The following is a 9949-nucleotide window of genomic DNA, read 5'->3' as shown; positions in this document are numbered from 1 at the left end:
CGAGGGCTTATCCTAAATTATTTCAACATGCTGCAAATTACGTTTCGTATCTAGTTTTCAGGTGATCAAACATCTGAGACGCTGCAATATTCATACACGCATAAGCGTTGTACCGAATATCTCGCGGTAGCATTTGTTACACAAATGCATGTTTGGTGGCGATGGCGGAAGGGTTCCACGCGTACCCATCCCGAACACGACCGTTAAGCCTTCCAGCGCCGATGGTACTTGGACCGCAGGGTCCNAAACCACTGTCGATGTAATCGATGGTGGTTTTTATTTTTTTATAAATCCAAAATGGATGATCGATTTGGCTTTATTTATTCAAGAAACAAGCTCGCAGGCAAGGAATTAGTTGCTTGCTGTTATATAACATATTCAATAAAATGACGTAAACAGATGAAGATTTTGTTACCGATACCGCATCTAAAATCAGTATAATACAATTAGGCATTATTGGGTAAGTGATTACCGATTTACGCAGGCTATAGGAATGAAGGCCTGATTGGAAGGTTCTCCATTAACCAATCAACTATGAATACTCATCTGGAGACCGGTTATTGTGGGGGAAGGAGGACAATAATATGTTGCGTAAACGTGGACTGCAAGTGGCAGGATTAATATGTGCGGGTACGATACTGTTGGTCGGAACCGGATGTGGAGCATCCACAGAACCCACCTGGAAATCCTTTGACGGTGCAGCGAATGTGAAGTCATTTCCTGTTCCGAAGGAAGCGAACAAAACGGAGCAGACCACAGGCAATAGTGAATTGGACTATGTACGCTACGCGCTTCCAGGCTTGAAGGAAGGGGACAGCATTCCAGAGGCTTATCTGGAGGAGATCGAGTCCTGGGGATGGGAGCAGAAGGAAACAGATGACGATAGTTCATCGTTAGTATTTGAAAAAGGTAAAAGCATCGTCCACCTCACGGTGCATGACGATTTTCTTATAATCACGGTTCCCTCGCAGCTTCGAAAGCAAGTCATTCAAGGATTGGAAAGCAATAAAACGAATAAATAAAGACCTCTTCCCGGCTTCGGATGGAGGTCTTTATTTCATATAAAAGGGTAAATCAAAATTATGTAATGAGTTGTGCAAGACCTCTCCTGGGACGCTATTGCTTGTAGTAGGAGATGTCTTGTTCATTCATTTTCAACATTCCATCTTTACGCTGTCCGCTCAAACGTAGCAAGGCGTAGCCCCGAGGGAGCAGAAGCCACAGATGCCAGATAAGAAGACCAATCGTAAAAGAGAGCGGAGACCAGAATGCCATGATCACGCATAGGACAATCCCGATCCAGCAGGTATAGAACTGTACTAGTATGAACACACGCCGACTGACATGTTGTTCCGGGTTATAGCCAAGCCAGGGTGGCTTGAGACGGAAACGCCAACGTTTCCGATAGCTTGGTCCCTGCAAGAGGAGCACGGTATGTCCTACGACATATTGGATCCACAACACAATCGGGAAGGCAATCAGCATATCCAGCAGGATATACGGTGATACCCAGAATGCTCCTGCAGCGCCAGCCAGCCAAGGCAGACTTAAGTAGAGGAGCAACAAGCTTTTAGGAATCTGGATTTTTTTAATGAGTCGATAATGATAAAAGGTGGCTTGACCGTTTGGATCTGCCATTGGGCTATGCCGTCCCCCTTTAAGAAGATGATGATATTCGATAGACAAGAAGATGAAGTCTTTTATGTATTTTATCGGTCAAAATCATATTTTTATTAAGTTAAAAAATAGGTACAGACACAAGGCCTCCAAGGGGGGCATATAAATAGGCGTAGAAAGACATATCCTATGAAAAGGTTTAAAATAATAGAAACTGTGTCATACTAATAGTAAAAGGACCAAGGTGGGATGGTTATGGAAGAGTTGACCGAACACGTGTGTATCATATGCGATCAGTCGAAAACCGAGGGTATTCTCATTGTATCGCAATTCGTATGCGAGGATTGTGAATCGGAAATCGTTCATACCAATGCAGAGGATGCCAAATATCATTTTTTTATCCATCAATTAAAACAAATTGCGATGCCGAAAAATGCATAGATGTGATACCCGTGTAATGGGCCTGATCGAAGGCCTTTTTTGTTTGGGCAGGGGTTTTAGTGGAATCAGGGCATAGGCGTACGTTTCAAATTGCGTTAAAATAGGTTAGAGAATGTAATCCGAAGGGATATGTTGATGACTACACATAGAGAGCGTGCCCCGCTAGCGGAAGCCATGGCATTATATCGGGAACGCGGAGCTTCATCGTTTCACGTACCTGGACATAAGAATGGCAGAGCATATGAGCCCGACCATTACTTGGCTGGTATGCTGCGAGAGGCCATGCATATAGATGTGACGGAAATAACCGGAACGGATGATTTATTTCATCCTGAAGACGTTATCCAGGAAGCACAGGAGCTCGCTGCAGAATGTTTTGGCGCCGAAGAAAGCTTCTTTCTGGTAGGGGGGAGCACCGCTGGCAATCTGGCTCTGATTCTAACGGTATGCCGTGAACCCGGCGACTTTATACTGGTGCAGCGGAATGTACATAAGTCTGTATTGAACGGATTGATGCTGGCAGGCGCAAGAGCAGTATTTCTTCAGCCTGAGCTGGACAAGCCTAGCGGTCTTGCCATTGCTCCTTCCGCAGCTACAGTGGCAGCTGCCTTGGAGGCTTACCCTAAAGCCAAGGGCGTTCTAATTACGATGCCGAACTATTACGGAATGGGGAGCGACTTGAGGCCGCTGGCGGAAGCTTGCCATGAACGCGGAGTTCCGCTTCTTGTCGATGAAGCTCATGGAGCCCATTATGGACAGCATCTTGAGCTGCCCGAGAACGCTTTGTCATGCGGTGCCGATGGTGTGGTTCAATCCACACATAAAATGTTAGCCGCTATGACGATGGGAGCCATGCTGCACGTACAGGGCAGGCTGCTCGACCGCAGCCTGCTGCGTCAGCGGCTGGCGATGGTGCAGAGCTCCAGCCCCTCGTACCCGCTCATGGCTTCGCTGGATCTGGCGCGGCGCCTGCTGCACACGCAAGGCGCGGGCGCCTTCACGGCTGGCCTGGCCGCCGTGGAGACCTTCCGGCGCGGCCTCGCGAAGCTGCCGCGCTTCGGGCTGCTGCAGCCGCCGCAGCCCAGGGGCCACGCCGCGGACACAGCCGCCGCGGCGTATACCCGCCAGGACCCGTTCAAGGCGGTCATATATGACCGCACCGGGTCCCTGAGCGGGTATGCACTCCAGCGCGCACTAGAGGCGTGCGGCTGTGTGCCGGAGATGAGCGACGAGCAGCGCGTCGTCTTATTATTTTCGCTGGGATCGACGCAGGCAGATGCGAATCACCTCCTATGGGCTCTTTTGCATATTGTAGAGCAGGAGGAGGAAACACATGAGCCGGAGACCGACTCGGGCCTTTCATCGGAGCGAGTGAAATTACGGATTCGGGAACTACGTGATCAGGGCGATTTCATGCGCTATGAGCCGCCGTTTATCCAAGCGAATGACAACTCTGCTTCTGATAGTAGCCAACATACCTTGTTAGCGGAATCTAACTTGAGTTTGAATGTTTCCACGTGGAACAATTTAACCGAGGAGGCTCCATACTCCGCGCCTATTCCGTTTACCTTGAAGCCGATAGGCAGAGAGATGATCGAGTCGATTCCGTTAGAGAGCAGTGCCGGGCGCAAGGCAGCCGAGACGGTTATCCCGTATCCGCCAGGCATTCCAATTTTATATCCCGGTGAAGCCATAACCAAGGTTATGGAACAGAGGCTGCTGACTCTACGAGACGAAGGGGCTAAATGCCAGGGCATCACCGACCCCAAGCTGCAAACCATTGTCGTTTACAAGGAAACGTAAGAGATGAGAATATCGCCATACATGGGACGTTTAGGGGATGGAGAACTTCGAACTCATGATCGATCAATGAATGAAGATAGAAAGCAGGATATACTATGACGAATCGCAGACCACTATTCATTACTCTTGAAGGAGGGGACGGATCCGGCAAAACAACGATGATGGGCAGAGTCGCTGCCTTTATGCAGAATCATTCGATCCCGTACCTCATCACCCGTGAGCCAGGCGGAATCGAGATCGCTGAGAAGATCCGTTCCATCATTCTTGATCCGGCGCATACTGCAATGGATCCCCGGACAGAAGCACTATTATATGCAGCTGCTCGTCGTCAGCATCTTGCAGAGAAGGTGGAGCCGGCCTTGAAGCAGGGTTTAACCGTACTATGCGACCGTTTTGTGGATAGCAGCCTGGTTTACCAGGGGTATGCACGTGGACTGGGCATGGAAGAGGTATGGAGCATCAATCAGTTCGCGATCGATACACGGATGCCAGATTTAACACTATTGTTTGATATCGAGCCTGAGATCGGCTTGTCCCGGATCGCGGCGAATGCAGAGCGGGAGCTGAATCGGCTGGATATGGAGGCTTTGGCTTTTCACGAAAAGGTAAGGGAAGGATATCTATTGGTAGCGGAGCGTAACCCGGGCCGTATCCGCAAGCTGGATGCTTCCAAAACACCGGCACAAGTGGAAAGAGAAATGATTCGCTACTTGGAAGAGGCGATTTTGAAGGATTTTTGATGATGTTTGTCAAATATGTAGAGTTAAGGGCAGACGATGCCCCAAAAAAACAAGGAGGGTTTACCATGAAACTGATTGTTGCGATTGTACAGGATAAAGATAGCAACCGTCTCTCCGCCGCATTGGTCAAAGCGAACTTCCGGGCAACAAAACTTGCAAGTACTGGCGGATTTCTGAAGGCGGGGAATACCACCTTTATGATTGGGGTAGACGATTCACAGGTTGAAAGTGTACTTAGTGTCATTCGCACAAGCTGTAAGGTACGTGAGCAGCTGGTCACTCCGGTAACCCCGATGAGCGGTACGACGGATTCATACCTGCCTCTTCCTGTTGAAGTACAGGTCGGCGGCGCTACGGTATTTGTGCTCCCAGTAGAGCGATTTGAGCATTTCTAAGTCCATATTCGAGATCTGCGACAGATATGTAACGGATGTTTTTATTGGGATATGTGACGGCTGTGCTCTCCTTCCATTCCAAGTCTTCCGAACCCATACTGTATCATAATAAAAATAGTTTACCGTAGACCGTAGCACTCGGTAGATGGACTTGAATAGACGCATGAAGTAGATGGAACTAAATAACTGTAGAATTGTTCGTTGATTTGTCAGTGAATTGCTTGACAAGAAAACAATTTCAGGGTACGTTCACGTGAGGCACAGGTTTGTTCAATATGAACGTACCCGGGTGCCTCCGTTTTATTAGATGCGAAAGAATAACGCAAGAGGCGGGGGATTTAGGTGAAGATTAATCCGGGCTTTCGACCCGTAAAAAGTGAGCTTACGGTGTCGGAAAGCGGCGCCAGACCGATTCAGCAGCGCTCATTCTCCGATATGATGCAGCAGCAAGGGGAACGTGCGACTCATGAGGAGCTGAGTCGTCAAATGCGTGAAATTGCGATGCAAGGGGATCGCTTGGCCAAAGCGATGACCATTCGGGAGCTCAAAGCGTATAAATTGATGGTTCGCCGTTTTTTGGAGGAAACCGTTCGCCGTGGCGTGAAGATGAAAGAAACGCGCGGTTGGGACCGTCGGGGACGCGGCAAGCGATTTAACGTCATAGATGAGGTTGATTCTGCGCTGCTGGCGATGGCCGATGATCTCTTGGATACGGAGCAGGGAAGAATTGACCTGCTGAACAAGGTTGGGGAAATTCGAGGCATGCTGATCAATCTTGTATTCTAATTCGATTCTTCGAATTCTTCTAATAGGGGCGAATGAAGGATGGGTAGAAAGTGAGGACTTATGTCTTTTAATGATATCGTAGGTCAAGAGACTGCGAAGCAACTGCTGCAAAATGCCTTGCGTCGTAATGCGGTCAGTCATGCCTATTTGTTCAGCGGCCCCCATGGTGCCGGACAGATGCAGACGGCGCTTACGTTTGCCAAGGCATTGTTTTGTACCGAGCTTGAAGATGATGCTTGTGGACAATGTTTGGAATGTCGCAAGGTAGATCACGGCAATCATCCCGATCTAACCCTGATCGAGCCGGATGGAGCCAGCATTAAGATTGATCAGATTCGGGATCTTCAGCGTGTATTCTCCTATCGTTCGGAGAACCGGAACCCTAAAGTCTACATTATGGACCAGGCGGAGAAGATGACCACACAGGCAGCCAACAGCTTGTTAAAGTTTCTAGAAGAGCCCCAGGCACCGGCTGTTGCTATCTTGATTGCCGAGAATGGACAGGCCCTTCTGCCGACCATTTTGTCCAGATCCCAACAAGTCCCGTTCAGGGCGTTGAATCCCCAGATGATGGAGAAGGTTCTGATCGATGAGGGTTATGCTGCGGCTCTTGTACGCTGTGCGGTTCATCTGGCATCCGGACTTGATGAGTGTAGGAAAATATTGAATGAGAATTGGTTTGCAGAAATTAGAAACGTAGTGTTACAATTAGGGAAGGAGTCTTTGAACCGCAGCGGCTCGGCAATCATCACCGCCAGTCAAAAGGTGTTCAAAACTGAACTCTCTGAGCATCTGGACATCCTGTTCAGTATGTTTCATTTATGGTTTAAGGACATGATCCATGTCCAGTATGGAAGGAAAGAGTCTCTCGTTTTCATAGATCAGGCAGAGTATATCTCTGGCCATGCATCAGCCCGCAGCACAGCACAGTGGGTGGCATACATGGATTTGGCCGCAGAGTGTCAGAAGAAGTTACGCTATAATGTCAATGGACAGCTCAGTTTAGAGCAGTTATTGATGGGTTTGGGCGGTAACACTCCGGCGTGAGCACACCCCCAGGCCCTTAGAATGGCCATTATGTACAGGCACAAGGGGGTTTATTTTTGTACAGTGTAGTAGGTGTCCGTTTTAAGAAAGCGGGCAAAATATATTACTTTGATCCGCTCGATCTCCCCGTGGAGAAGGAACAATCCGTCATCGTGGAAACCGCGAGAGGCATCGAGTATGGTCAAGTTGTGATAGGAAAGAAGGAGGTAGGTGAATCCGACGTTGTTCTTCCACTCAAGAAGGTCATCCGTATTGCTGGTGAATCAGACGCCCGTGTGGTGGAAGAGAACAAGCAAGCGGCTAGGGAAGCATTCACTACCTGTTTAAATAAAATTCGGGATCACGAATTGAAAATGAAGCTGGTTGACGTGGAATTTACGTTTGACCGCAATAAGATCATTTTCTACTTCACGGCGGAAGGCCGTGTCGATTTCCGTGAACTGGTCAAGGATCTGGCCAGTATATTCCGTACAAGAATCGAACTTCGTCAGATTGGAGTTCGTGATGAAGCCAAAATGCTCGGCGGTCTTGGACCCTGTGGACGCGTACTGTGCTGCTCCTCATGGCTTGGTGATTTTGAGCCGGTATCGATCAAGATGGCAAAGGATCAAAGCCTATCGCTCAATCCGACCAAAATTTCCGGACTATGCGGAAGATTGATGTGCTGCCTGAAGTTTGAGCATGATAATTATGAAAGCGTAAAAGAAGAGCTTCCATCCGCTGGAAAAATGGTCGTCACTTCGCTGGGAGAAGGCAAAGTTGTCGGACTGAATGCGGATAAGCGGACAGTTCATGTTCAGCTGTTCGAAATTGGTAAGGTTAAGGAACTTCCAATGGACGACGTTGTCATTAAATAGTCCAATAGAATGTTTATTTTCGGGGTGTAGACTTGGAGAAGAAAAACATTTTTGTGCTCATTCAAGAGTTGGAAACACAGATGGGACATATACACAGTGAACTGGGTGGACTCAAGCTGGTCATCAAGGAACTGCTGGAAGAGAACCATCACCTCAGTCTTGAAAATGAACAGCTCCGGAAAATATTAAAGAAGGAAGTCCATCCGGCAGACGTGGAAAACCCAGTGGCTTTACAACCTCAGCTTCATGTGAAGGATGAGGAACATGAGGATGTGGTCGGCGAGGGTTATGATAACCTGGCTCGGCTGTATCATGAAGGCTTCCATATTTGCAATGTCTATTACGGACATTTGAGAACGGAAGGGGATTGCCTGTTCTGTTTATCTTTTTTGAATAAATAAGAAGCCGTAGGAGAAACTGCCTACGGTTTTTTTCTAGAATGGAAAGGTCATACTGTAAGAATCAGAAATATGCCAATCCATCCGGCTGCTTGTCATGTAATATGAAGAGCAGCCTTCTATGTATTTAGAACATAGAGAACAGATTTGAAATTATAGAGGTGAAGGATTGAAACGATGAAAGGGAAAGACGTGTTATTGCAGCCATCGGAGCGGATTGATGATCTGCTCACCCATGAGCTTGGGATTATCCAGAGCGAGGAAGTATTTAGCTTTTCCATGGACGCCGTCCTGCTTGCGAGATTTGCGAGTATACCGCGCAGGGGCCGCATTTTGGATATGTGCACAGGCAACGGGGTGGTGCCCATCCTGTTATCGACACGAACAAACGCTCCCATTGAAGGCATTGAGATTCAGCCGAGACTTGCGGATATGGCCAGGCGGAGCGTAGCGATGAATGATCTTCAGGAGCAGATTACGATCCATGAAGGCGATCTGCGGGAGTTATATAAGGAAAAGGGACATGGGGCATATGACCTGATAACGGTTAATCCTCCTTATATGCCGATGAATGGCAGTGACTTGAAGCTGAATGAACATCAAGCGATAGCTAGACATGAAATCCACTGTACGCTTGAGGAAGTGATCGAATCCTGTGCAAGACTGCTTCGTCAAGGCGGCAAGATGAGCATGGTTCACAAGCCGCTGCGTCTGGCGGAAATCATCACCCTGATGAGCAAATACCGGATTGAGCCGAAGGTCATTCGATTTGTCCATCCGCGCGTAAATTTGGAAGCCAATATGGTGCTGATTGAAGGCATACGGGATGGAAAGCCTGAAGTGAGGCTGAAACCACCGCTGATTGTGTATGATGAGCAAGGGAATTACGGACCGGATTTTATGGAAATCTACTACGGAACACATGAGGATGAGACGAAAGAATGAAGAATCTTGTGCAACAGAGCTATGCCGAGCGAGGAGAAGGACATCCGGGTTCCCTGTATCTAGTCGGGACGCCGATCGGTAATTTAGAGGATATGACGTACCGCGCCGTCCGCATCCTTCAGGAATGCGATATTATCGCGGCAGAGGATACGAGACAGACTCGCAAGCTGCTGACCCATTTTGAGATTCCGGCCAAGCCGTTGTTTAGTTACCATGAGCATAATAAGGCAGCGAGCGGTCCTGAGATCATACGTTATATAATAGAAGGAAAAAATGTGGCACTCGTCAGTGATGCCGGTTTGCCGGCGATTTCGGACCCTGGCAGTGATCTTGTTTCCCTGGCGATTGAAGCAGGTATATCCGTGATTCCGATCCCCGGAGCGAATGCTGCGCTTTCAGCCTTAATCGTTTCGGGTCTGCCGACCGAACGTTTTACGTTTATCGGTTTTTTGCCGCGGGAACGTAAGGAGATGGTGGAACAGCTGCAGGCGCTGCAATCCGCGCAGGGAACATTATTATTGTATGAGTCGCCGCATCGGGTGAAGAAGACACTGGAGATTATGCTAGAGGTTCTTGGAAATCGGAAGGCAACCTTGGCACGGGAGCTAACGAAGCGCTTTGAAGAATTTCTGCGTGGAAGCATATCGGAATGCTTGGATTGGCTTGCGGAGCATGCGCCACAGGGAGAATACTGTATCGTCGTTGAACCCGGAAGTGTAGAAGAGGAGCTCAAAGAGAGAAATGCCTGGTGGCAGGAGCTTTCGCTCGAAGCCCATGTTGAGCATTATGAGCAGGAAGGGCTAAACCGTAAAGATGCCATGAAAAAAACAGCAGGCGATCGCGGGGTGTCGAAGCGGGATATATACAACGCCCTCTTGGCAGACTCATAATCCAGCCAGCCGCAGGGAGAAGAACAAAAA

The 9949-nt window shown here is 48.5% G+C and carries 12 protein-coding genes and 1 rRNA gene; 12 read left to right on the top strand and 1 reads right to left on the bottom strand.

Going from position 1 to position 9949, the window contains the following annotated elements:
• Positions 1–151: 151 nt before the first annotated feature.
• Both rrf and AM231_RS24670 read left to right on the top strand, forming a co-directional pair.
• Positions 152–269, top strand: a 5S ribosomal RNA gene (gene rrf / locus AM231_RS24675).
• A gap of 315 nt (positions 270–584) precedes the next feature.
• Positions 585–1022 (top strand): hypothetical protein, encoded by a 438-nt coding sequence (locus AM231_RS24670; RefSeq protein ID WP_053490731.1) that lies wholly within the window; start codon positions 585–587, stop codon positions 1020–1022.
• Between the two features lie 94 nt (positions 1023–1116).
• Here the strand turns inward: AM231_RS24670 and AM231_RS24665 are convergent, their stop codons facing one another.
• Entirely contained in the window at positions 1117–1638 is a 522-nt protein-coding gene (locus AM231_RS24665) for a hypothetical protein (protein ID WP_054405023.1), read from the bottom strand.
• 234 nt (positions 1639–1872) lie between these two features.
• Between AM231_RS24665 and AM231_RS24660 the strand changes: the two genes are divergently transcribed.
• The 10 genes from AM231_RS24660 to rsmI all read left to right on the top strand — a co-directional run bounded on the left by AM231_RS24660 (position 1873) and on the right by rsmI (position 9919).
• Entirely contained in the window at positions 1873–2058 is a 186-nt protein-coding gene (locus tag AM231_RS24660; RefSeq protein ID WP_053490729.1) for a sigma factor G inhibitor Gin, read from the top strand.
• Positions 2059–2193: 135 nt separating this feature from the next.
• Positions 2194–3861: an aminotransferase class I/II-fold pyridoxal phosphate-dependent enzyme gene (locus tag AM231_RS24655; RefSeq protein WP_054405021.1), complete on the top strand. Its 1668-nt coding sequence runs from the start codon at positions 2194–2196 to the stop codon at positions 3859–3861.
• A gap of 95 nt (positions 3862–3956) precedes the next feature.
• Positions 3957–4601 (top strand): dTMP kinase, encoded by a 645-nt coding sequence (tmk, locus tag AM231_RS24650; RefSeq protein WP_053490727.1) that lies wholly within the window; start codon positions 3957–3959, stop codon positions 4599–4601.
• 65 nt (positions 4602–4666) lie between these two features.
• Positions 4667–4996: a cyclic-di-AMP receptor gene (locus tag AM231_RS24645; protein ID WP_006207400.1), complete on the top strand. Its 330-nt coding sequence runs from the start codon at positions 4667–4669 to the stop codon at positions 4994–4996.
• Between the two features lie 342 nt (positions 4997–5338).
• Positions 5339–5782 carry a YaaR family protein gene (locus AM231_RS24640; RefSeq protein WP_053490726.1) on the top strand — a complete coding sequence of 148 codons (444 nt, stop codon included), beginning with the start codon at positions 5339–5341 and terminating at the stop codon, positions 5780–5782.
• Between the two features lie 60 nt (positions 5783–5842).
• A complete protein-coding gene (gene holB / locus AM231_RS24635; protein WP_053490725.1) occupies positions 5843–6829 on the top strand; it encodes a DNA polymerase III subunit delta' in 987 nt (328 codons plus the stop codon).
• A gap of 56 nt (positions 6830–6885) precedes the next feature.
• Positions 6886–7686: a PSP1 domain-containing protein gene (locus AM231_RS24630; protein ID WP_053490724.1), complete on the top strand. Its 801-nt coding sequence runs from the start codon at positions 6886–6888 to the stop codon at positions 7684–7686.
• 32 nt (positions 7687–7718) lie between these two features.
• Positions 7719–8087, top strand: a complete 369-nt coding sequence (gene yabA, locus AM231_RS24625; RefSeq protein ID WP_053490723.1) for a DNA replication initiation control protein YabA — start codon at positions 7719–7721, stop codon at positions 8085–8087.
• Positions 8088–8261: 174 nt separating this feature from the next.
• A complete protein-coding gene (locus AM231_RS24620) occupies positions 8262–9029 on the top strand; it encodes a tRNA1(Val) (adenine(37)-N6)-methyltransferase (protein WP_054405019.1) in 768 nt (255 codons plus the stop codon).
• On the top strand, positions 9026–9919 hold the full coding sequence (rsmI, locus tag AM231_RS24615; RefSeq protein ID WP_054405017.1) for a 16S rRNA (cytidine(1402)-2'-O)-methyltransferase: 894 nt from the start codon (positions 9026–9028) through the stop codon (positions 9917–9919). Before AM231_RS24620 ends, rsmI begins: the two co-directional genes overlap by 4 nt.
• Positions 9920–9949 lie beyond the last annotated feature (30 nt).

This window comes from Paenibacillus solani (genome assembly GCF_001277345.1).
GTDB classification, from domain to species: domain Bacteria; phylum Bacillota; class Bacilli; order Paenibacillales; family Paenibacillaceae; genus Paenibacillus_AQ; species Paenibacillus_AQ solani.
Note: the sequence above shows the minus strand (reverse complement) of the source record. Positions and strands in the feature narration are given on the sequence as shown.